Consider the following 22,401-nt stretch of genomic DNA (forward strand, 5'->3'; position numbering starts at 1 on the left):
GCGTGGAGCTCGCGTGGCTCGGCGACCCCGTGGCGTGACGTCGCCGTCCCCCCCTCACCCCCCGAGCAGCGCCCGCAGGTCCTCGCGCGTGACCGCTCCCGCACCCGACGCGGCGCCGTCCATCAAGCTCGCGGCCAGCTCGCGCTTCGAGTCCTGCAACTCGAGCACCCGCGACTCGATCGTGTCGCGCGCGACGATGCGGTAGGCGTGCACGGGGCGCGTGCGGCCGATGCGGTGGGCGCGGTCGATCGCCTGGGCCTCGGCGGCCGGATTCCACCAGGGATCGAGCAGGAACACGTAGTCCGCGGCCGTCAGGTTCAGTCCCGTGCCGCCCGCCTTGAGGCTGACGAGGAAGAGCGGAACCGTCGGGTCCGTCTGGAAACGCTCGACGCACGCCTTGCGATCGCGCGTCTTGCCGGTGAGCGTCTCGAACTCGAGCTCGGCGTGGTCGAGACGCTGCGCCACCAACTCGAGCAGCGACGTGAACTGCGAGAACACCACCGCCTTGTGCCCCTCGGACACGAGTTCGGTCAGCATCGGAATCAGCTCGTCGAGCTTGCCGGAGGGATCCAGCGCCCGCTTCGGGTCGACGAGTCCTGGGTGGCAGGCGAGCTGGCGCAGCCGCAGGAGCGCGGTCAGCACCAACATCGTGTCGAGCGGCGCGCCGCCGTCCGTGCCCTCCGCACCGAGCATCTGCGCGCGGAAGAACGCCGCCGCCTCGTCGTAGGCGCGGCGCTGTTTCGGCGGCAGCGTGACCTGCACGATCTGCTCGGTCTTCTCGGGCAGATCGGTCAGGACCTGCTCCTTCGTCCGGCGCAGGAAGAAGGGCCTGATCGCGCGTCCGATCGCGCGCACGCGCGCCCGACTCCGGGCCTCCGCGTCGTCCTCGGGCGCCGCGCTCTCCGCCCCCTTGCCGCCGATCTGCGTGGCCGCGTCGAACGCCTTGCCGGTCAACAGGCGCCGGAACGCGGGCACCGACCCGAGCATCCCCGGGTTCAGGAACTCGAACAGCGCCCACAGCTCTTCGATGCGGTTCTCGACGGGCGTTCCGGAGAGCGCCACCCGCTGTCGCGCCTCGAGCAACCGCACGGCCTTCGACGCCTGGCTGCTCTCGTTCTTGATCGCCTGCGCCTCGTCGAGCACGACCGCGTCGAACCCTTGGTCCTCGAACAGTGCGATGTCGCTGCGCAGCGTGCCGTAGGTCGTCACGACCAGATCGGCGCCGAACGTCCGGTCGATCTCGCGCTTGCGTTTCGACCCGTGGTGCAGCGCGACGCGCATCTTCGGCGTGAAGCGAGCAGCCTCGTCCTTCCAGTTGAAGAGCAGCGAGCGCGGCACGACCACGAGCGACGGGCGGCGCGCTTCGCCCGCGGCCGGCCGACGCTTGCGCCGCGCTTCCAGCCACGCGAGCACCTGCACCGTCTTGCCGAGCCCCATGTCGTCGGCCAGACACCCACCGATCCCGAGCCGTTCGAGGTGCGCGAACCACCCCAGGCCCTCGCGCTGGTAGCCGCGCAGCTCGCCCTCGAACGACGCGGGCGGGTCCTTGGGCAGCACGCTCTCGAAGCGCTCGAGCCGTTCGACGAAGCGTCGGAACTCGGCATCGGCGTCGACCGGACCGCGCGCCGACAACAGCGCGTCGATCAACCACCCCTGCTCGCGCCGAAAGCGCAGCGTGCCGTCGGGGTTCTCGCGACCGTGCTCGAGCCACTCCCAACTCGCGAGCCAGTTCGCGGGCAACAGACCGCGCGATCCGTCGCCGAGCTCGATCCAGGTCTCGCCCGTGCGAGCCGCGCGCAGCACGTCGGGCAGCGGCACCTCGACGCCGTCGAAGCGCACCGCTCCGGTCACCCCGAACCAGTCGAGGCCGCTCGACACGCTGGCCGTACTCGACGAGTGGGAGCGAACGAGCTGTCCCTCGGCCTCGACCGTCCATCCCAGATCGATCAAGCTCTGCACGAGCCCGTCGAAGTTCCGGCGCACGACGCACCCGGTCTCGTCCTCGTCGACCAACGCGTCCGGCAACGGCTCCATCCCGTTCGCGAAGGCCTCGTCGAGACGCGCCGACTCGGCCGCGAGATCGCGTTCGTAGCGCGCGTCCTCCGACACGAGCACGCGCGTCGCGAAGTCGTGGGCTCCGACCTCGCGCCCGCCGTACGCGAACACGACGTCGCACGGCAACTTGCCCCGCGGCCACCAGCGCCGCGGCCCGTCCACGCGCAGGATCGGGTGCGGCACACAGTTCGTGATCGGCGGCAGGTCGACGCCGGCGAGGCGCGTGCCCATCGACTCCGCGAACGCGACCAGGGCTTCGCGCACCTCGGGCGTCTCGTCCAGTTCGATCCCGCCCTTCAGGACGAGCCGCTCCCAGATCTCGTCGGCGCCGTCGGTCTCGATCGGGACGAGTCGGTACCCGTCGACGAGCGCCCAACCGAACGAGAGGAGCACCGTTTCGGGGGTGGGGTCCGAGGCAGCTTCGCGAGTGGCGACGGGTGCAGCGAGCGACGCCTGCGTGGCCTCCGAGTCGGATCCGGCGGAGGCTGCTGCGGTGGGAACGACCGGGGAGGCGACCGGAGACGCGACCGGAGACGCGACCGGGGCTGCGGCTGTGGCCGGATCGGTCGACGGTCGGTCGGCGCGCGCGTCGTGCGCGTGTTCGGGATCGGGTTCGAGCGGACGCAGGAAGACCCGATCGCCGCTCGTGCGCGGAACGCGGTCGACACCGTCGCGGGCGAGCACGGCTTCGAGCCGCCGGCCGTCCCCGTCGACCACCTGCCGCAGGCCGAACACGAACGGCTCGCTCTCGAGCACGAGCGCGCGCGTCGGCCCGCTCGTTGCGCCCTCTGGATACGGCCCGCGCAGACCCGCACCCGCGGCGAACAGCGCGGCGACCGAACGCAGCGCCTCGTCGTCGATCACGAGGATGCTCTTCGAACCCACGCCCAGGGAACGAACGCGCCCCCACACGGGGTCGTTGAACACCGTGCGCTCGAGAACGTCCAGCGCGGTGTCGGACGCTTCGCCGAGCAGTTCCCCGTCCGCCGCGACGAAGGGCCGCCACGTCCAGGCCTCCGAGCCCTGGGCACCCGCCGCCAGTTCGCGTGCGCGTTCGGGCGCTCGCCGGCCCGGCTCCGCCACGACGGGCCGCAGCAGGACCCCGTCGAACTCGAGTCCGGTCGGGAGCTCGAGCTGCAGGCTCAGTTCGAGAGGTGCCGTCGGTCCCCGCTCGATCGCGTGCCGCCGCGCCGCGAACTCGACCAGCGAGTGCAGCTCGCGCAGTCGGTGCCGAGCCTCGTCGGACGCGCGCTCGGCCGCCGTCCGCGGCGGCGCGTGCGACGTGCCGCCCCAGTCGTCGCTCGCGGGCGCTGCAGACGCGTCGAACGGCTCGTCCACGCTCGGCGTGTCGAGCACGGCGAGCAGCACCGCGTACTCGTGCTTGCAGTCGCCGTAGCGGCTGCGCGCGGGACAGTCGCAGTCGTGCTCGAGCGGCCGCGCGGGGTCGCCCGCCTTCGGCACGACGAGTTCCACGCTGTAGATCTGCGTGCCGGCCACACGGGCCCGATAGATCTGTCCGTCACGCGTCAGCCCGAGCACCGCCCCGTCCGCGAAGTACGCGCGACCGCGGAAGCGCGACCCCTCGGAGAAGATCGCGTCGTAGGGCGTCCCCGCTCGCCCGGGCCCTACCTCGCCCCACTTCGACCCGTCGCGCGACATGCGGCGCATTGGAGTACGAGCGGGACCGGGCGGCAAGCCGTGGGGCGGCGGATCCGCGGACTCGGATTGCGACTACCATCGCGCGCCCATGCCGCTCCAGCCATCCGATCGACGCGACGCGAGCCCGTCGGGTCACGCCGCGCGGCCCGGCACCGCGCTCTACGTGCACTTCCCCTACTGCGTGGTGAAGTGCACCTACTGCGACTTCTACTCGGTGCCGGTCGAGCGGCCGAACGGCGCGCGCGAGGACGTGGACGGGGCGCTCGACGGACTGCTCGCAGAAGCGCGACTGCGAGCGCCCCTCGCGCCGCGCACGGTCTTCCTGGGTGGCGGGACGCCGTCGCTTCCGAGCGCCGAGCAGATCGGGCGCTTCCTGGACGAGCTCGATTCGATCTGCGGCTTCCGCGCCAGCGCCGTCGAGGTCACCGCCGAGTGCAACCCCGAGAGCTTGGACGCGGCGAAGGCGGCCGCTCTGCTCGCAGGTGGCGTGACGCGCCTGTCGGTCGGCGTGCAGAGCCTGCAGCAGAGCGTGCTCGAGCTGTTCGGCCGCGCGCACGACGCCGAACAGGGCCTGCGCGCTCTGGCCGCCGCGCGCGAGGGCGGGGCGACGCGTTTGTCGGCCGACCTGATCTACGCCGCGCCCGGACTGACGGCCGCCCAGTGGGAAGCGGACCTCGAGCGCGTGGTCGCGGCGGCCGGCGGGCTCGAGCACCTGTCCGCCTACAACCTCACGTTCGAGGAGGGCACGCGGCTCGAGATGCTGCGGCGGCGCGGCGATCTGGCGCCGCTCGACGAGGACACCGAACTCGCGATGTTCGAGGCCACGGCGCGAATCGCAGCGGCGGCGGGCATGGAGCGCTACGAGGTCAGCAACTACGCGCGCCCCGGCGAGGCCTGCGAGCACAACCTCGTGTACTGGGCGAACGGCGAGTACGTGGGCATCGGTCCGTCGGCCGTGAGCAAGGTCGGCAACGCGCGCTTCGGCAACGTGCGTTCGGTGGACGCGTGGTTGCGAGCGGTGCAGCGGGCGACGGCGTGCGAGATCGACGCCGGCGCGATCGCCGACTGGAGCGAGGAACCGTCGGCGTTGGCGCGGCTGGGCGAGACCTGGTGGCTCGGCCTGCGACGCACGATCGGGGTCGATCCGGCCGAGGCGCGCGCGACGGCCGGTTTCGACGACGGTGCCGCGCCCGACCCAGCCGTCCCGATCGCCGAGCGCATGGTGGGGCACGGCCTGCTCGCGCTCGTGGACGGCCGCTACCGCCTGACCGAGCGCGGCCGTCCGCTGGCCGACGGGGTGGCGAAGGAGTTTCTGGCGCTCGACCCGCAACCGCCCCGCGATTGAGCGCGTCCTGACGTTTGTTCCCCTTGGGCGGGTGGGGGATCGGGACGGTCCTGGGGAGAGCGAGGCCTGGGGGCGCGAGGCCTGTGCGGGCGGCGGCGCCGAGGCCCGGTTCTCGCGCGTTCACGGACCCCGGCGTAGCTTTGGAGACCCGGATCGTCCTGGCCCGTCCCCGAACCACCCCCCATGCTCGCCCTCGCCCTCGCCGCTGCCCTCACCGGCACGGCCACCGTTCCGCCCACGATCGCCTCGTCCGACGCGATCACCCAACAGGCCTACATCAAGGCCTCCAACACCGACGCGTTCGACGCCTTCGGTTCGCGCGTGGCCGTCTCCGGCACGACGATCGCGATCGCCGCCTACGGCGAGGACAGCCGCGCGAAGGGCGTGAACGGCGACGAGGCCGACAACAGCGCGTCGGGATCGGGCGCGGTCTACGTCTTCACGCGCTCCGGCAGCAGCTGGATCCAAGAGGCCTACCTGAAGCCTTCCAACACGGGCTACGAGGACGCGTTCGGCGCCAGCCTCGCCCTCGACGGCGACACGCTCGTGGTCGGCGCGACCCTCGAGGACAGCGCGGCCACGACGATCGACGGCAACGGCGCCGACAACACCGCCGACGCAGCGGGCGCGGCCTACGTGTTCGTGCGCTCCGGCTCGACCTGGACCCAACAGGCCTACCTGAAACCCTCGAACGCCCAGGCCGGCGACCTGTTCGGCGCGAGCGTCGACGTGGACGGCGACACGGTCGTGGTCGGCGCGCCGAACGAGGACAGCTCGGCGACCGGCGTCGGCGGCGACGCGACGAACAACGCGGCGGTGCGCTCGGGCGCGGCCTACGTCTTCGTGCGCAGCGGATCGACGTGGACCCAACAGGCCTACTTGAAGGCGTCGAACACCGATCCCGACGACGGCTTCGGCAGCGGTGTGCAGGTCGACGGCGACACGGTGGCCGTCGGCGCGAAGGGCGAGGACAGCAGCGCGGAGGGCATCGACGGCGACGCGAGCGACAACAGCGCGCCGAACGCCGGCGCCGTCTACGTCTTCGCGCGCGCGGGCACGACCTGGAGCCAACAGGCCTACGTCAAGCCGTCGAACACGAGCTTCAACGACATCTTCGGCGCCAGCCTCGCCCTGTCCGGCGACCTGCTCGCGATCGGCGCGACGGGCGACAGCAGCCTCGCGACGGGCATCGGCGGCGACCCGCTCGCCTGGGGCGCCGACTTCTCGGGCGCGGTCCACGTCTTCGAGCGCGCGGGCACGACCTGGGCCCAGGACGCCTACCTCAAGGCCTCGAACACGGGCGCCTACGACCAGTTCGGCATCGCACTCGCGCTCGACGGCGAGCGACTGCTGGTCGGCGCCGAGGGCGAGTCGAGTCGCGCCGCCGGCATCGACGGCATCCAGTCGAACGACGGCGCCCAATCGGCGGGAGCGGCGTACCTGTTCGTGCGCACCGCCTCGAGCTGGTCCCAGCAGGCCTACCTCAAGGCCTCCAACTCGAGCGAGTTCGACCAGTTCGGCATCGATGTCGGCATCGACGGGGACACGCTCGTCGTCGGAGCCCCGGGCGAGGACAGCGCGTCGGTCGGCGTCGGCGGCATCCAGTTGGACGAGAACGCCGAGGACGCGGGCGCGGCGTACGCCTTCGACGTGGACTTCTGGCGCGCGGTCCCCGGCTGCTTCGGCAACACCGCGACGATCGCCGAACCGCAGGGCGTCGCGCGCATCGGCTCGATCGTCCCGGTCGCGGTGAGCGGTGCGACGGTCGGCAGCGGCATCCTCGCGACCTACTTCGGCGCGCTGGGCACCGACGGCTCGGGCTGCGGCACGCCGCTCGGAGCGGGCGAGGAGCTGCTGCTCCAGCTCGCGCCCTTCCCGCGCGCCCTCGCGCTCGCACCGCTGGTCGGCGGCAACGGCACGGCGCCCTTCCCGATCCCGAACCAGGCCGTGCTCGTGGGACTGCGGCTCACGGTGCAGTCGGTGCTGCTCGACACGACCACGTTCCACGCGGAGTTCTCGAGCGCCCTCGAGTTCGCGGTCCGGCCGTAGCCTCGCGCGCGCGGGAGCGGCATCCTGGGCCCTCGTTCTCGAGTTTCGCCTCGATCGCCGCCGCACCTCTCGCTCGACGCCCGCCATGACCACTCCCTTCGGCGACCGCCTGGCCGCCGCCATCTCGAAGAAGGGCACGCCGATCCTGCTCGGCCTCGACCCGCACCTCGACCTCTTGCCGTCGCCCTTCGACGGAGCGGCCGACGCGCACCGCGACGTGAACGAGCGCGCCGAGCTCATCGGCGACTTCTGCTGCCAACTCGTCGACGTGTGCGCCGACCGCGTGCCCGCCGTGAAGCCCCAGTCGGCCTTCTTCGAGCAACTCGGCTCGGCCGGCGTCGCCGCCTTCGAGCGCGTCTGCGACCACGCGCGCGCGGCGGGCCTGTTGGTGGTCGGCGACGTCAAACGCGGCGACATCGCCTCGACCGCCGACGCCTACGCGCGCGCCTTCTTCGACCCGCCGATGGGCATCGGAGCCTGCGACGCGATCACGGTCTCGCCGTACCTGGGCGCCGACACGCTCGAGCCGTTCGCGAAGGCCGCGAAGACAGCGGGTGGAGGCCTGTTCGTGCTGGTGCGGACCTCGAACCCGGGCAGCGGCGCCTGGCAGGGACACGGCGCACCGCCGGTCTCGGAACTCGTCGCGGCCGGTGTGCACGCGCTCGGTGCCGACACCCTGGGCGCGAGCGGCTACTCGTCGATCGGCGCGGTCTGCGGCGCGACGCACCCCGACCAGCTCACGACCTGGCGCCAGTTGATGCCGCACGCCTTCTTGCTGTTGCCCGGCTACGGAGCCCAGGGCGCGACGGCGAAGGACGTGTCCGGCGCCTTCCGCCCCGACGGCACCGGCGCGATCGTCGCCTCGTCGCGCGGCATCGCCTTCGCCTACCGCACCGGGCACACCGACTGGAAGACGGCGGCCAGCGAAGCCCTCGACCACATGCGCTCGGACCTCGCGGGCGCGCTGCCCGGCGGCGCCTGACCGCCGCACCCCGCGCCGCACCACCACCGATGCCGCAGGCCCGACACCTCGCCGGCGACGTGCTCGGCCTGAGCCCGCTCGCGCGCCACGTGTTCGCGGAACGGCCGTGGCCACGGGTGTTGGGCGGCGCAGGTGGCGTCCCGGTGCCCGCGCGCCTGGCCGAGTTCGAGGTCCCCGAGCCGCGTTTCGATCCGGCGCTCCTGGAACGCGGCGAACTGGTCGAGCGACTGCGCGCGCACGTCGATCCGCACCACCCCGACCCGTCGCACCTGCACCCGGCGATCGACGCGTCCATCGCGAAGTTGGGCGATCCGCGCGGGCTGTGCGTGGTGGCGACGGCGCGCCCGGCGTTTTTGGGCGGCCCCCTGTCGAACCTGTACGCCGCGCTGCACGCCGCCGCGCTCGCGAAGGCTTTGGAGCGGCATCTCGAGCGCCCGGTCGCGCCGGTCCTGTGGATCCGTTCCGACGCGCACGACCAGGCGAATGCGCGCGATGCGTGGCTGCTCAACCAGCACCTCGACCTGACGCGCACGGGTCTGCCGTCGATGGGTTCGGGTCGGCGCCGGATCGGTGCGATCGAGCTGGGCGACTCGACCCACCGCCTCGCCGCGCTGGCGTCGCAACTGCGCCACGTGCTGCCCGAGACCGCGCACCGCGACCCGTCGATCGCGCTGTTCATGCCGCGTGCGGGCGAGACGCTCGGCGCGGCGCAGCGGCGTGCATTCGCGGCCCTGGTGGGCGGGCTCGGTGTGGTGTGCGTCGAGCCCGCGGCCCTGCGTCCGACCCTGTCGCGCGCGCTGGCTCGCCTGGTCGCGGTGGGCGGCGCGGGCCAACCGTCCGCTGTGCGCCTCGAGCCGTTCATGGACGTGTTCGACCTTCGCAGCGCGTCTTCGTCGTCCGAGGCCATCCTCGAGCGCGTCGAACTCGACCCCTACCACCCGGTCGCCGCCTACCGCAGCGACGAGGGCCAACAGCGCGCGCTGCACCTGGTGGACGATCAGTTCCTGTTCGCCGGCGAAGAGGGTCGGCGCAGCGCGTCCGAGCTGGCGGCCGAGATCGTCGCCGCGCCCGAGCGCTTCACGCCCGGACCGCTGCTCGAGCCGCTGGCGCGCGACCTCGTGCTGCCGGTCGTCGCCACGGTCGCGAGCGAGTGGGACGACCTGCGCGCGGCGTGCCTCGCGGTCGAGTGGCGTCGCGCCGTGGACGCACCGCGCCCCGCGCTGGTCCCGCGCCAGCGCGTGACGCTCGTGTCGGCGCTCGCGCGCGAATCGCTCACGAAGCGCGGAGTGGCGCTCGAGGACGTGCTGCGCGCGCGCGGACGGTTCGCACAGGAGGCGGAAGCGTCCGCGGATCGGCCGGCAGTGCTCGAGCGCCTGCGGGAGATGGCGCGGCGTCAGGCCGAGGAGTTGAAGGCCCTGCGTCCCGAGCTGGCCGAGGTCGAGAAGGGCCTCGCCCACCGCCTGCGTCGCGCCGCGGACGACAACCGCGCGGCGATCGACGCCATCACCGCGCGAGCCGAACGCGTGGCGGCGAACCGCACCGGCAAGACCCGGCGGCACGAGCGGCGCCTCGAGAACACGCTGTTCCCGAAGGAGCGTCCGCAGGAGGAAGTGCTGACCACGCTGCAGTACACGAGCGCGTTCGGCACCGGTTGGATCGACGACCTGGCCGAGGCGGTGGACCCGTTGGCGAGCGAGCATCTGGTGCTCGAGCTTCAGTAGGCGGCGTGGTGGCAGTGGGGCGGCGTTGCGAACGAACCCCTCAACCCGCGCCCTGCGCCTTGTGCTACCGTCCGGCGATCGCGCTCTGCGGACCTACCCATGCCGCTGCGTGTTTGGCCAAGATCCACAAACCTCGCCCATGACGAACCTTGCTCGCGCTGCGGTGTCTACGCTCTGCGGACCCGCCGATGCTTCGCGGGGTTCGACGGGTCTGTACAAAACGCGTTAGCAGTCACAGAGAGATCAAATGGCAGGTCGGCCGCCGAAAGTAGCTCACGTCAACAAAGCATTCCGTGCAGAAATCGCCTCTGCGCGAGGCTTGGTGGATGCAATGTCTGCCCTCCCAGCAAAGATTCACCCCTCAATTCAGGTGGGGGTTCATCCGAAACACCTACGGCAAGTTGTTGCCCTCGCATTCATGGGCGTTGTCTCGGCATGGGAAGAATTCCTTGAGAGAACATTGGTTCGATATCTTGCTGGCGCCAGTGCCGATAGCGGCTACTCACCAGCGTTGAAGCACGGCTCTGCGAATTCTTTGGCCCATGCCTACGAAGTGCTGTCCCTGAATGTTGACTACAACCCGCAGCGCGACTACCTGAAAGCTTCAGATGCACGCTGGGTTTGGCGGACCGCCGATTTTTTCTTTTCTAGTCACCCGTATGGCGCACTTAACAACAAGGCCGATCTTCTGAAGAATGCCAGTCGCATCCGAAATCGCATCGCCCATGATTCTGAGAAGTGCAAGTCGGATTTCAGAGTTGCAGCTCTCTGGTTTCTTCAGCCGGCGAACGGTCAACTGACACAAGGATACGGCCCTGGCTCACTGCTCCTAGATACGGCACAGCGGAACTTCGGCAACCAAATAAACCAAGCCGGCATATCGCACTTTGAAGCGTACATGCGTGCCTTTGAATCTCTGGCCGGGAGCGTTGTGCCGTGATGACTGCCAACAAATCGTTGCACCGGACATTTAACCCGCCACCCGTTTTTGCTACCGCAAAAACAGGTATCGGCTCAACTGCCGGTGAACTCACGCGTTGCACGGACAATGCTGACGGTGCCTTGATGGCTTGGACTGCTACCGCACTACTGGGGCTGCTGTCCGTGACGTTCATCGTTGGCAATCCGCTCTGCGGCTTGCGCGCCATGCGTGCGGGAAGGGGCTACTCGTTTGTCCCCCTCGTGGGTGGGCTCGCTGGCGCGGCCGCGATCTTGATCTGCCCCTGCTCGATCTCCGAATGGTGGGTGCTCGCGCCTCTCATGTTGGACTATTCCATCCCCTGCCTTCTCGCCCTACCGGTTATCATGATGACTCGTCGCGGCTCGACCTAGCGCCACGCAACACGCCGATGCAGTGGATGGCCGCTCCCGCTCGCTTCGCTCGCTCCCGAGGCCACCACTAATGGACAAGGCGTTCGGCGGACCGTGATGGAGCATCCCTAACGCCATGGCCAAGACGGCATCACCTAAACGGCACGCACGGACCAGCCATTCGACGGACGGCTCAATGAGGGCGGAAGACGAACCAATGAATCGAAGCCTGCATGCAGCCAAGTCTGCCAAGCAAGACGAATTTTATACCCAGTACGGCGACATCCAGAAGGAAGCTGAAGCCTACCTAGAGTTCGACGCGGACACCTTCCGCGACAAAATCGTTTACTGCAACTGCGATGACCCCTTCGAGAGCAACTTCTTCAAGTACTTCGCCGCCAACTTCAACAAGCTCGGCCTGAAGAAGCTCATCACCACCAGCTACGACGGATCTCCCATTGCGGGGCAAATGACGCTGTTTCCGGAATACGACGAGGGCAACGGTAAGCGGCAAAAGCCGAAGGCGCTGGCCGTCATCCTCGACCACGTCAAGGACGAGGACGGCGACGGCGCGGCGAACGTGACCGACGTCGAGATATTCCTCAAGCGCAACAAGGCCGCTCGAAGATCGCTCAAGGGCAACGACCGATACCCCGGGGGAGACTTCCGCAGCCCCGAGTGCGTCGCGTTTCTCAAGGAAGCCGACATCGTCATCACCAACCCGCCGTTCTCGCTGTTCCGAGAGTACGTAGTGCAGCTCGTGGAGCACGGGAAGAAGTTCCTGATTATCGGCAGCAAGAACGCGATCACCTACAAGGAGATCTTCCCGCTCGTCAAAGAGAACAAGATGTGGGTTGGAGCGGGTTTTGCCAAAGGGAATGCGTATTTCAGCATCCCTGCGTATAGGGTGAGGGAGTTCGCCAACGGCGTCTATGACAAGAGCACGGGGTTGGTCAAGTTTCGGAACGTAGGATGGTTCACGAATCTCGACCACGGCCGACGCCATGAAGAGCTGAAGTGTATGAGCATGGCCGACAACTTGAAGTTCAGCAAGCACAAGAAGATCAAGGGCAAGAGAGAGTACGACCGGTACGACAACTACGACGCGATCGAAGTCCCCTACACCGACGCTATCCCCGAGGACTACAAGGGAGCTATGGGCGTTCCGATTAGCTTTCTCGACCGGCACAACCCGGAACAGTTTGAGATACTGGGCATTACAGACCGGGACAACAACTCCGGACTCAAGACCAAAGAATACTCAGACGCAGATGCTCCAAACTACGGTGATCTGAATCGTCGCGGGGCGATCCGCGTTGGGAGCAAGCTCGTGTCAACCTACGCTCGCCTGCTGATCCGCCACCGCCGACCGACCAAGGGGAAGAAGTGATAACCACCCTGCGCACCGACCTCACCGTCGCCGACGTCTGCAACGGCTTCGTCTACAACCAGCTCGAAGGCAAAGGCCTGTTCGGCCTGGGCGGAAAGCTCACCATTCAACCAGAGTACCAGCGGAACTACATCTACGCCGAGGGAAGCGGGAAGCGAGAGCAGGCGGTCATTCGCTCGCTGCTCAAGGGGTATCCGCTCGGGCTGATCTACTTCAACACGGTCGGACCGGACAAGTTCGAGGTGCTCGACGGCCAGCAGCGCATCACCAGCATCGGGCGGTTCGTCACGAACAAGTTTGCCATCATGGACGGCCCCAACCCGCAGATGTTCGACAGCCTGCCAGGCGACCAGCAGAAGCGGATAGCGGCCTCGAAGCTCTTGATCTACGAGTGCGAAGGGACCGAGACGGAGATCAAGCAATGGTTCGAGACGATCAACATCGCCGGCGTGCCGCTCAATGAGCAGGAGCTGTTGAACGCGATCTACTCCGGCCCGTTCGTCACGAAGGCCAAGGAAGAATTCAGCAACAGCCAGAACGCGAACATCCAGAAGTGGAGCGCCTACATTAAGGGCAGCGCAAACCGGCAGGATTTCTTGCAGCGGGCGCTGGGGTGGGTGAGCAAGGACGCCCCGGGGGGGATCGGCGGGTACATGAGCGCCCACCGCTACGACAAGAGCATCAACGAGCTCACGACCTATTTCAATGCGGTGATCGATTGGGGGTCAACTGTTTTCGAGGACGTGAAGAAGGAAATGCAGGGACTTGAATGGGGAGCGCTCTACGAGCGATACCACGCGCAGTCGTATGACCCAAAGAAGGTGTCCGCCGACGTGAAGCGGCTCTACGCCAACCCTTACGTCCAGAAGCGGCGCGGGGTGTTCGAGTTCATCCTCGGCGGCAAGGTGGAGACGAAGCTCCTTGAAGTGCGCGTGTTCGACGATGCCACCAAGCAGTCCGTCTACGAGAAGCAGACGAGGGTCGCGGAGGCCAGAGGCAAGTCCAACTGCCCGCTGTGCGCTGTGGGTCACGATGCCAACAAGGGCAGGATCTACAAGCTCGACGAGATGGACGCTGACCACGTTTCGGCATGGAGCAAGGGCGGGGATTCTTCGGCTAAGAACTGCCAAATGCTCTGTGTCACGCACAACCGAGCGAAGGGCAATCGATAGTGTGTCCGCGACGCGCGCCAGCAGGAGAAGCGGGTGGGGCGGCTGGGCCGCCGTACAACCGGTTGCAGCGGACGGTCGGCTGCGCCGCCCGCCGCTGAACCGCTACTCGTTGGGTTGACAACGGCGGTACATCCCTTCACCCGATGACCGACTACACCTACAAGGTCGTGCCCTTCCTCGGATCCCTCGCCAATCGAGGCAAGATCGGCGAGGTGAGCAAGCAACTCGAGTCGTTGATCAACGAGGGCGCTAGGAACGGGTGGGAGTTCCACTCTGTCACGACCGTGGCGTTGGAAGTGAAGCCGGGGTGCCTTGGAGCGCTCCTCTCGCAAGGGCCGACGTATGTGCGCCATGACCAAGTGGTCTTTCGGCGGCGACTCGCCACCTAACACGCCGATGCAGTGGATGGCCGCGTCCAACCGCCGCGCTCGCTCTCGCGGTCACGACCGATCTACGCGGCGTCGCACCGCGGAAGACCCGCAACCATCCGTCGCGCTGGGCAGTCTTCTCCCCGATGACGGGGCGGGTGGGGGATTGGGACGGTCCCTGCGGGCTCACGACATGCCAGGCCCCGTGTGCGCCCGCGGGCCCCTGGGCCGTACCGAGACCAACCTGTGTTCAGGCCGCGCGTAGGGCGGCGCCACGTCTCGAACCGCGCGCCGCTACCATCCCGCCATGCTCCACTCGCTCGCCACGCTCCTCCTGGCCGCCGGCGCGACTCCGGTCGCCACTCCACTCGCCGCCGCGCCCGGCTCGATCGCTGCGGCACCCGCCGCACTCGCCGCCGCGCCGCAGGACCTCGACGCCCTGCGCGCGGTCGGCGCCCGCGCCCTCGCGAAGGCCCTCGAACTCGCCGAGTGGGCCGACGCGGCCGGCTACGAGTCGGGGCGCAACGAGATGTACGAGGTCGTGCTGTCCTACGACCCCGAGGACAAGGACGCGCGCAAGGCACTCGGCTTCAAGAAGAAGAAGGGCGAGTGGGAGCAGGGGCGGCGCAAGGACCCGAAGGACGAGTTCGAGCCGGGCGTGCCGGAGGAGTTCGCGCAGCTCAAGCAAGCCGCGCTCGCGGAACTGCGCGGTGAGGTCGACGCGGCCTTCGAAGGCATCGCCGCCACGCCGCAGACCGAAGCGCGACGCCGGGCCGAGCTGGCGAAGCTGCTGCCGTTCGACCCCGACGACGCCGCCCTGCGCACCGCCCTCGGCCAGTCGCGCCACCCCGTTCACGGCGTCTGGATGCTCGACGACACGCTCACCGCCATCGAGCGCCGCGCCGAGCTGGCCGAGACGATGGCGACCCTGCGCGCGAACCTCGACGAGCCGAGCGAGGACGGCGTCGACGAGCTGGCGCGCGACATCGAGCTCGACTGGGTCACGACCCTGCGACTCGGCCAGATGAACATCACGAGCACGTTCGGGCCCGAGGACACGCGCCAGCTGATCGAGACGGCCCAACTCACCCGCGACCTGTTCCGCTCGATCTTCCGCCGCGCGGGGTCGCCGGGCTATCCGACGGTCATCTACGCCCTCGAACCGTCCCAGCGCAATCGCTTCTTCACCCAGCACTCGCTGACGCCGCCCGACGAGCTCGAGTACCGCATCCAGGTCACGTCGAGCTGGCTGACGGGACGCGTGGTCATCTCGGACGCCGCGCAGATCGTGCGCAACGACCTGACCGCGTTCCAGACCGCGGGCTACGCGCTGACCGAGAAGTTCGGCGTCTGGACCGACGACGGCTGGGCGCAGCAGGGCCTGACCTCGTACCTCGCGCACCACGTGTGCGGCACGCGCCTGTCGTTCTGGGACATCCGCACGAAGGACGAGTACGGCAAGGAGATCGGGGGCGCGAAGAGCTGGCTCGACCGGGTCCCGCCGTCGACCGAGGGCTGGCTGCTCCTGGCGCGGGCGCTGGTCGTGGACGAAGGGCTGACCGTGTCGCAGTTCGCGCGCGCGTTGACGACGCCGACGGTGAAGATGGCCTGGGAGGACGTGGTCATCAGCCACGCCGTCGCGGCCTACCTGGTCGAGTCGCGGCCCGAAGCACTGTTCACGCTGATGGGGCAGATCAAGGGCGAAGGGTCGCTGGTGCGCGCCTTCGAAGAAGAGCTCGGCCTGCCGCTCGAGGCCTTCCGCGACCGACTGGTGCAGTGGATCGAAGAACTCGAGGTGACGCTGCCCGCGCTCGAGGAAGCGGCCGCCGCCGCCGCGCCGCCCGCCGCAGAAGCCCCGGCGGAGGGCGGCGAGACCTCCGGCGACGAAGGGTGACCCGACCGTGGCCACCATCCACGTCCGGCGCGAACAGGACCCGTTCGATCGACTGCGCGCCTACCGGATCCAGGTGGACGGGCGCACGGTCGCCGAGGTTCGTCGGGGCGAATCGACCGCTTTCGAGGTCGACGGGAACGCCCACACGCTCGAAGCGCGCATCGACTGGTGCTCGAGCCGCGGGGTCGAGCTGACCCACGACACGGGCGACCGTTCGTTCGTCGTGCGGCCCGCGCCGGTCGGGTGGCGCGTCCTCCTGGTGCCGCTCTACCTGACCGTCTGGCGGGCGTCGTACCTCGAACTCGAGGAGCTCCCGCTCGAGCCCGGCCGGACGGGGTGAGAACGTGCGAAGATTTGTGATGTGAAGTCGGGCACTCGGTCCGATACTCCCGCGCCGTTGCGGCGATCACGTCCCGCGCGACCACCAAGATGCCCCCATCACTGCCGAGCGGTCCCGACCGCCGCAGCGCCGCCAAGCGCACACCGTCTCCTCCGCAGCAGCACGATCTCGCGGACTTCGAGATCCGTCGCCAGCCCGACGACACGACCTGCGGGCCCACCTGCCTGCACGCGGTCTACCGGTACTTCGGCGACGAACGTCCGCTCGGCACGATCCGCGACGAGGTCCGGACGGTCGAGGGCGGCGGCACGCTCGGCGTCCACCTCGGCCTGCACGCCCTGGCGCGCGGCTACGCGGCGACCTTGGTGACCTGGAACATCAACGTCTTCGACCCGACGTGGTTCGGGGACTCGACGACGCCTCCGAAGCCGTCTCCGCCGAAGTCGTTGGCGACGAAGCTGCGCGAACGAGCGGCGGCCCTGCGCCTGCGCCCGAGCCCCGACCTCAAGCTCGCGAACGCCTGCGACGCCTACGTCGAGTTCGTCGAGACCGGTGGAAAGATCGTCTTCCAAGACCTCGACGCCGCATTGCTGCGTCGCTTCCTGAACCGCGGCGTCCCGCTCCTCACCGGCCTCTCCGCCACCTGGCTCTACCGCGAGATGCGCGAGCACTCCGACGGCCGCGAGGACGACGTGGCCGGCGATCCGAGCGGACACTTCGTCGTCCTGACCGGATACGACACCGCCGTGCGCGCGATCCGCGTGACGGACCCCATGCACCCCAATCCACTGTCGCCCGTCCACACGTATCCGGTCGCGACCACGCGCCTGATCGGAGCGATCTACCTCGGCGTGCTCACGTACGACGCGAACCTGCTCGCGATCGAACCGCTGGCGCGCACGTCCAAGACGTCCAAGAAGACGAAGAGGTCGAAACGAGCTCAGCAATGAACACCTCGATCCGAACGATCGTCGTGGTCAGCCGCGCCGGCGACTGGCCCATGGACACCGAGGGAGTCGAAGTGGTGCTCGCCCACGACTACCTCACGAACGGCGCCTGGACGAAGGAACGCGGTGTGCGCGTCTTCAACCTGTGCCGCTCGTACCGCTACCAGACGGAGGGCTACTACGTGTCGCTGCTGGCCGCGGCGCGTCGCCACCGACCGTTCCCCGACCTGTTGACCGTGCTCGACATGAAGAGTCGCGCGCTGGTGCGCAGCGCGGCCGACGAGATCGAAGAACTGACGAGGAAGAGCTTCGACGAGCTGCGTTCGCAGACGTTCGAGCTCTCGATCTACTTCGGCCAGAACACGGCGGCGCGCCACGAACGCCTCGCGCGCAAGCTCTTCTCGCTGTTCCCGGCGCCGCTGATGCGCGCCTGGTTCCAACGCACCGAGGAAGGCGAACCGGGCAAGGAAGAAGTCCGTTGGATCCTCACGCGCGTGGCACCGATCGCCCTGCGCGACGTGCCGGAGTCGCACCGCAGTTTCGCTCTCGGCGCGGCGCAGGAGTACTTCGCGCGCCCGCGTTCGCGTTCGCGTCAGACCCAGCGCGCGCCGTACGCCCTCGCGATCCTCGTCGATCCCGAGGAAGAGCTCGCGCCGTCCGACCCGAAGGCGCTCCTGCGCTTCGAGCGCGCCGCGACCAAGGCCGGCTTCGAGGTCGAGTCGATCGGACGCGACGACTACGGTCGCCTGGCCGAGTTCGACGCGCTGTTCATCCGCGAGACGACGGCCGTCAACCACCACACCTTCCGTTTCGCGCAACGCGCCGAAGCCGAGGGCCTGGTGGTGATCGACGATCCGCAGTCGATCCTGCGCTGTACGAACAAGGTCTTCCAGACCGAGGCGCTCGAACTGAAGGGCGTGCCGATCCCGAAGACCTGGATCACCGCCACGGCCGACCCGGTCGAGGTCGAGAAGCGCATCGGCTTCCCGTGCGTGCTGAAGGTCCCCGACAGCGCGTTCAGCCAGGGCGTCGTGCGCTGCGACGACGCCGAAGCGCTCGTTCTCGCCGCCACGCGCATGCTGTCGGCCTCGGACCTCGTGCTCGTCCAGGCCTACACGCCTTCGGACTTCGACTGGCGCCTGGGCGTCTTCGCCGGCGAGCCGCTCTACGCCTGCCGCTACTTCATGGCGCGCGGGCACTGGCAGATCGTCAAGAAGGAGGACAAGGGCAAGTACTCCTACGGCAAGGTCGAGACGGTGCCGCTCGAAGACGTACCGCCGTCCGTGCTGAAGATCGGTCTCAAGGCGGCGAGCACGATCGGCGACGGCCTCTACGGCGTCGACCTGAAGCAGCTCGGCACCAAGGTCGTCGTGACCGAGGTCAACGACAACCCGAACCTGAACGCGGGCTGCGAGGACGCGGTGCTCGGCGACAAGCTGTGGGCGAAGCTCGCCGAGGGATTCCGCACGCGCGTCGAAGCGCGACGGGGGACGCGATGAGCAACGAGTCCGAACGACGTCCGCTGTCCCTGTTCGAGGGCTACGGCATCGAGATCGAGTGCCCGCTCGTGGACGCGACGAGCTTCGACGTGCTGCCCGTGGCCGACCGCCTGCTGCGCCGCGCCGCCGCCGAGGCGAACGGCGTCGCCGTCGACCAGCAGGGGTGGGTCGGCGACGTGGAGGACGGCGCGATCGAGTGGTCGAACGAGCTCGTGAACCACGTGCTCGAGTTCAAGACCGCCGGGCCCGTGCCGCGCCTCGACGGCATCGCCGCCGCCTTCCGCGTCAGCCAACGCCGCGCCGACGACATCGCGCGGCGGCTGGGCGCGCGCCTCGTTCCCGGCGCGATGCACCCGTGGATGCGACCGAGCGACGAGACCGTGCTGTGGCGCCACGAGAACTCCGAGATCTACGCCACCTACGACCGGCTCTTCGACTGCAAACGCCACGGTTGGGCGAACCTGCAGAGCGTGCACCTCAACCTGCCGTTCGCGAACGACGACGAGTTCGGTCGCCTGCTCGCGGCGGTGCGCGTGGTGCTGCCGCTCGTGCCCGCGTTGGCGGCCGCGTCCCCGTGGATCGAAGGGCGCGCGACGGGCCTCTTGGACAACCGCCTCGAGGTCTACCGCACGAACTCCGCCAAGGTCGGCGCGATGACGGGCGCGGTGATCCCGGAACAGGTCTTCGACCGCGCCGGCTACCGCACCGCGGTGTTCGACCCGATCGACGCGCAGCTCACCGCGCTCGGCGTCGGCGAGCCGTTCATCGGCGTCGAGTGGACGAACGCGCGCGGCGCCATCGCGCGTTTCGACCGCATGGCCGTCGAGATCCGTCTGATCGACTCCCAGGAGCACGCCGGCGCCGACCTGGCCGTGTGCGCCGCCGTCACCGAACTCGTCCGCGGACTCGTCGACGAGCGCTGGTCCAGCGGTGCGCGCCAGCGTGCGTTCAGCGCCGGTCCGCTGCTCGCCCTGTTGATCGATGCGACGGCCCGTGGACGCGACGCGCGGCTTCCCGGACCGGAGTACGCGGCCCTCTTCGGCTTCGAGTCGGACGCGCCGAGCACCTGCGGCGAGCTGTTCGCGCGCCTCTTGCCCGATGCGTTCCGCGGGCCGGTCGAGCTCGAGGAACCCCTGCGCGTCCTGCTCGAGCACGGGACGCTCGCCGAACGGATGCTGTCCGCGTTGGGCTCGGCCGAACGGCCCGACCGCGCGGCCCTGCGCGACCAGTTGGAAGCGCTGGCGGAATGCCTGATCGAGGGCCGTCCGTACCTTCCGTGACCCAATCGATCGTCATCACCGCCGAGCACGCGTCGAACGCGGTCCCGAAGTCGCTGCCGAGCGAGCTGCGCGCGCGATTCGCTGAGTCAGGCGCCGTGAAGGCATTGGCTTCGCACCGCGGATTCGACGCCGGATCGTTGGAGCTGGCGCGCGCCCTCGCGCGGCGGTTCGACGCGCCGTTGGTGGCGGCGACCTGCACGCGGCTCGTCGTGGACCTCAACCGTTCGCTGCACCACCGCGCGCTGTTCTCGTCGTTCATGGACGGCCTCGACGCCCCGGCGCGCGAGGCGATCGTCGACGCGCACTGGCGCCCGCACCGCGAACGGGTCGAGCGCGAGTTGACCGAGGCGCTCGAGCAACGGCGACCCGTCCTGCACGTCGCGGTGCACAGCTTCACGCCCGAACTCGACGGCGACGTGCGCACGATGGACGTGGCGCTCCTGTACGACCCGCAGCGCCCGCTCGAGAAGGCGCTCGCGGACCGTTGGCTCGGCGCGTTCGCCACGCGGCGCCCCGACCTCGTGCTCGCGCGCAACCGGCCCTATCGCGGCACGGCGGACGGACTCACCACGCACCTGCGCGGCGTGTGGGGGCCCGACGCGTACATCGGCATCGAGGTCGAGATCAACCAACGTCACGTGGTGAGTGGTCGCGGCGGCTGGCAACGGCTGGTGGCGGACGTGGTCGAGACGCTCGCGGAAGCGGAAGGTCGGCGCGACGTGCGGCGGCACTGAGAGCGGCGACGTCGAACGCGGCGCGCGCTAGGCTCGGCGCCATGCTTCGACTCCTCCTGCTCGCGGTAGTCGCTCTCTCGTCGGCCGCGTGCGCCGTTCCACTCGCGGCCGGTGCGAACGGTGCGGTGCACACCTCGCGCCCGAACATCGTGCTCTTCGTCGTCGACGACCTGGGCTGGCAGGACCTGTCGGTGCCGCTCGCGGACGCACCGACGCCGTTCAACGCGCGCTACGTGACGCCGGCCTTCGAACGCCTCGCGCGCGAAGGTGTGCGCTTCACCGACGGCTACGCGAGCGCGCCGGTCTGCACGCCGACGCGCGCCGCGATCCTGACCGGACGCTCGCCGGGCGCGTCGCACATCACGTACTGGGTGCGCAATGCCGGTCGCGACACCTCGCGCGAATGGAAGGGCCTCGTGCCGCCGCAGTGGCGCGTCGACGGAGTTCAACCGGGCGAGGTGACGCTGCCGGGCCTCCTCACGGCAGCGGGCTACCGCACGATCCACGTGGGCAAGGCGCACTGGGGAGCGGTGGGGACGCCGGGCGCCGATCCGCTCGCGCTCGGTTTCGACGTCAACGTCGCGGGCCACGGTCTCGGTGCGCCGGGCAGCTACTTCGCGCAGGACGGCTTCGGAGCGGGCGGCGCGTGGGCGGTTCCGGGCCTCGAAGATGTGCACGGAAGCGACGCGTTCCTGACCGAGGTCCTCGCCGAACGGGCTTGCGACGAACTGCGTCGCGCGGTGGACGAAGCGCCCGACCGGCCGTTCTTCCTGCACCTCGCGCCCTACGCGGTACACACGCCGATCCAGCTGAACCCGCGCTATGCGGAGCTCTACGCCGAGCTGCCGGCGAGAGAACGAGCCTACGCGAGCCTCGTCACGAGCGCCGACGCGATGCTCGGCGCGGCGCTCGACCTGTTGGACGAACTCCACCTCGCCGGCGACACGCTGGTCGTCTTCACGTCCGACAATGGCGGCCTGTCGGCCCACGGTCGCGACGGCGAGCCACACACGCACAACGCGCCGCTCGCGAGCGGCAAGGGCAGTGCGTACGAGGGCGGCGTGCGCGTGCCGTGGATCGTGCGCTGGCCGGGCGTCGCGGGAGCGAACACGGTCTGTCGCGAGCCGGTCATCAGTCACGATCTCTTCCCGACGCTCTTGGCCGCGGCCGGCGTTGCGATCCCCGTTGAACACGCACAGTTGGTCGAAGGCACCGATCTTCGGCCCGTGCTGCGCGGCGAACCGGGCACGGGCGCACGGCCGCTCTTCTGGCACCAGCCACACTTCTGGGGCAACGCGGGCCCCGGCATCCAGCCCTACAGCGCGGTGCGGCTCGGCGACCACAAGCTGATCTGGTTCCACGGCGCGACGGACGAGCCGGGGCGCGGGCTCGAGCTGTACGACCTGGCACGCGATCCGGGCGAGACGCGGGACCTGGCGTCGAGCGATCCCAAGCGTGTGGATACGATGTTGGCGGACCTCGACAAGTGGATCACCACGCGCAACGTGCAACTCTCGATCTGTCGTGACGACGGCACGGCGATCCTCCCCCCGCTCGAACCGAGCGGGGGATCGAATCGCTGACGAGACGCTGCTCACTGTCGTGACGGGGCCTGTTCGCAGCGCGCTGATGCCTGCACGAACGCGCGCGACGGA

Annotated in this window: 17 protein-coding genes; 16 read left to right on the forward strand and 1 reads right to left on the reverse strand. The window is 69.3% G+C overall.

The window, feature by feature from the left end:
* Positions 1-54: 54 nt before the first annotated feature.
* Positions 55-3,714 carry a DEAD/DEAH box helicase gene (locus Pla163_RS18410; protein ID WP_419186134.1) on the reverse strand — a complete coding sequence of 1,220 codons (3,660 nt, stop codon included), beginning with the start codon at positions 3,712-3,714 and terminating at the stop codon, positions 55-57.
* Between the two features lie 88 nt (positions 3,715-3,802).
* On the opposite strand from Pla163_RS18410, the gene hemW reads away from it, so the two are divergent.
* The 16 genes from hemW to Pla163_RS18485 all read left to right on the forward strand — a co-directional run bounded on the left by hemW (position 3,803) and on the right by Pla163_RS18485 (position 22,329).
* Positions 3,803-5,059: a radical SAM family heme chaperone HemW gene (gene hemW / locus Pla163_RS18415; protein WP_419186135.1), complete on the forward strand. Its 1,257-nt coding sequence runs from the start codon at positions 3,803-3,805 to the stop codon at positions 5,057-5,059.
* 183 nt (positions 5,060-5,242) lie between these two features.
* The gene (locus Pla163_RS18420) at positions 5,243-7,108 is read left to right on the forward strand and encodes an FG-GAP repeat protein (RefSeq protein WP_145192205.1); all 1,866 of its coding nucleotides are present in this window, start codon (positions 5,243-5,245) and stop codon (positions 7,106-7,108) included.
* An 85-nt stretch (positions 7,109-7,193) separates the two neighbouring features.
* A complete protein-coding gene (gene pyrF / locus Pla163_RS18425) occupies positions 7,194-8,090 on the forward strand; it encodes an orotidine-5'-phosphate decarboxylase (protein ID WP_145192208.1) in 897 nt (298 codons plus the stop codon).
* 29 nt (positions 8,091-8,119) lie between these two features.
* The gene (gene bshC / locus Pla163_RS18430; protein ID WP_145192211.1) at positions 8,120-9,811 is read left to right on the forward strand and encodes a bacillithiol biosynthesis protein BshC; all 1,692 of its coding nucleotides are present in this window, start codon (positions 8,120-8,122) and stop codon (positions 9,809-9,811) included.
* Between the two features lie 247 nt (positions 9,812-10,058).
* A complete protein-coding gene (locus tag Pla163_RS18435) occupies positions 10,059-10,751 on the forward strand; it encodes a hypothetical protein (protein ID WP_145192214.1) in 693 nt (230 codons plus the stop codon).
* Entirely contained in the window at positions 10,751-11,143 is a 393-nt protein-coding gene (locus Pla163_RS19260) for a hypothetical protein (RefSeq protein WP_419186136.1), read from the forward strand. Before Pla163_RS18435 ends, Pla163_RS19260 begins: the two co-directional genes overlap by 1 nt.
* Positions 11,144-11,339: 196 nt before the next feature.
* Positions 11,340-12,512 carry an adenine-specific methyltransferase EcoRI family protein gene (locus Pla163_RS18440; RefSeq protein ID WP_419186137.1) on the forward strand — a complete coding sequence of 391 codons (1,173 nt, stop codon included), beginning with the start codon at positions 11,340-11,342 and terminating at the stop codon, positions 12,510-12,512.
* Positions 12,509-13,684 carry an HNH endonuclease family protein gene (locus tag Pla163_RS18445; protein ID WP_145192217.1) on the forward strand — a complete coding sequence of 392 codons (1,176 nt, stop codon included), beginning with the start codon at positions 12,509-12,511 and terminating at the stop codon, positions 13,682-13,684. The genes Pla163_RS18440 and Pla163_RS18445 overlap by 4 nt, the downstream gene beginning before the upstream one ends.
* 143 nt (positions 13,685-13,827) lie before the next feature.
* A complete protein-coding gene (locus Pla163_RS18450) occupies positions 13,828-14,073 on the forward strand; it encodes a DUF4177 domain-containing protein (protein ID WP_145192220.1) in 246 nt (81 codons plus the stop codon).
* A 286-nt stretch (positions 14,074-14,359) separates the two neighbouring features.
* Positions 14,360-15,946, forward strand: a complete 1,587-nt coding sequence (locus Pla163_RS18455; protein WP_145192223.1) for a hypothetical protein — start codon at positions 14,360-14,362, stop codon at positions 15,944-15,946.
* 7 nt (positions 15,947-15,953) lie between these two features.
* Positions 15,954-16,286, forward strand: a complete 333-nt coding sequence (locus Pla163_RS18460) for a hypothetical protein (protein WP_145192226.1) — start codon at positions 15,954-15,956, stop codon at positions 16,284-16,286.
* A gap of 89 nt (positions 16,287-16,375) precedes the next feature.
* A complete protein-coding gene (locus Pla163_RS18465) occupies positions 16,376-17,236 on the forward strand; it encodes a cysteine peptidase family C39 domain-containing protein (RefSeq protein ID WP_419186138.1) in 861 nt (286 codons plus the stop codon).
* Complete coding sequence (locus Pla163_RS18470; protein WP_419186139.1) at positions 17,233-18,732, forward strand: RimK family protein; 1,500 nt, start codon at positions 17,233-17,235, stop codon at positions 18,730-18,732. Before Pla163_RS18465 ends, Pla163_RS18470 begins: the two co-directional genes overlap by 4 nt.
* Positions 18,729-20,012 carry a carboxylate-amine ligase gene (locus Pla163_RS18475; RefSeq protein WP_145192229.1) on the forward strand — a complete coding sequence of 428 codons (1,284 nt, stop codon included), beginning with the start codon at positions 18,729-18,731 and terminating at the stop codon, positions 20,010-20,012. The genes Pla163_RS18470 and Pla163_RS18475 overlap by 4 nt, the downstream gene beginning before the upstream one ends.
* Positions 20,009-20,746, forward strand: a complete 738-nt coding sequence (locus tag Pla163_RS18480; RefSeq protein WP_419186140.1) for an N-formylglutamate amidohydrolase — start codon at positions 20,009-20,011, stop codon at positions 20,744-20,746. The genes Pla163_RS18475 and Pla163_RS18480 overlap by 4 nt, the downstream gene beginning before the upstream one ends.
* 41 nt (positions 20,747-20,787) lie before the next feature.
* Positions 20,788-22,329: a sulfatase gene (locus tag Pla163_RS18485; protein WP_145192236.1), complete on the forward strand. Its 1,542-nt coding sequence runs from the start codon at positions 20,788-20,790 to the stop codon at positions 22,327-22,329.
* Positions 22,330-22,401: the final 72 nt, after the last annotated feature.

The sequence above is a fragment of the Rohdeia mirabilis genome (genome assembly GCA_007750655.1).
Lineage (GTDB): Bacteria > Planctomycetota > UBA1135 > UBA1135.

Coding starts and splice junctions, on each gene's coding strand:
- Pla163_RS18410 (WP_419186134.1), bottom strand. CDS start 3,714: ATGTCGCGCGACGGGTCGAAGTGGGGCGAGGTAGGGCCCGGGCGAGCG.
- hemW (WP_419186135.1), top strand. CDS start 3,803: ATGCCGCTCCAGCCATCCGATCGACGCGACGCGAGCCCGTCGGGTCAC.
- Pla163_RS18420 (WP_145192205.1), top strand. CDS start 5,243: ATGCTCGCCCTCGCCCTCGCCGCTGCCCTCACCGGCACGGCCACCGTT.
- pyrF (WP_145192208.1), top strand. CDS start 7,194: ATGACCACTCCCTTCGGCGACCGCCTGGCCGCCGCCATCTCGAAGAAG.
- bshC (WP_145192211.1), top strand. CDS start 8,120: ATGCCGCAGGCCCGACACCTCGCCGGCGACGTGCTCGGCCTGAGCCCG.
- Pla163_RS18435 (WP_145192214.1), top strand. CDS start 10,059: ATGGCAGGTCGGCCGCCGAAAGTAGCTCACGTCAACAAAGCATTCCGT.
- Pla163_RS19260 (WP_419186136.1), top strand. CDS start 10,751: ATGACTGCCAACAAATCGTTGCACCGGACATTTAACCCGCCACCCGTT.
- Pla163_RS18440 (WP_419186137.1), top strand. CDS start 11,340: ATGAATCGAAGCCTGCATGCAGCCAAGTCTGCCAAGCAAGACGAATTT.
- Pla163_RS18450 (WP_145192220.1), top strand. CDS start 13,828: ATGACCGACTACACCTACAAGGTCGTGCCCTTCCTCGGATCCCTCGCC.
- Pla163_RS18455 (WP_145192223.1), top strand. CDS start 14,360: ATGCTCCACTCGCTCGCCACGCTCCTCCTGGCCGCCGGCGCGACTCCG.
- Pla163_RS18465 (WP_419186138.1), top strand. CDS start 16,376: ATGCCCCCATCACTGCCGAGCGGTCCCGACCGCCGCAGCGCCGCCAAG.
- Pla163_RS18470 (WP_419186139.1), top strand. CDS start 17,233: ATGAACACCTCGATCCGAACGATCGTCGTGGTCAGCCGCGCCGGCGAC.
- Pla163_RS18475 (WP_145192229.1), top strand. CDS start 18,729: ATGAGCAACGAGTCCGAACGACGTCCGCTGTCCCTGTTCGAGGGCTAC.
- Pla163_RS18485 (WP_145192236.1), top strand. CDS start 20,788: ATGCTTCGACTCCTCCTGCTCGCGGTAGTCGCTCTCTCGTCGGCCGCG.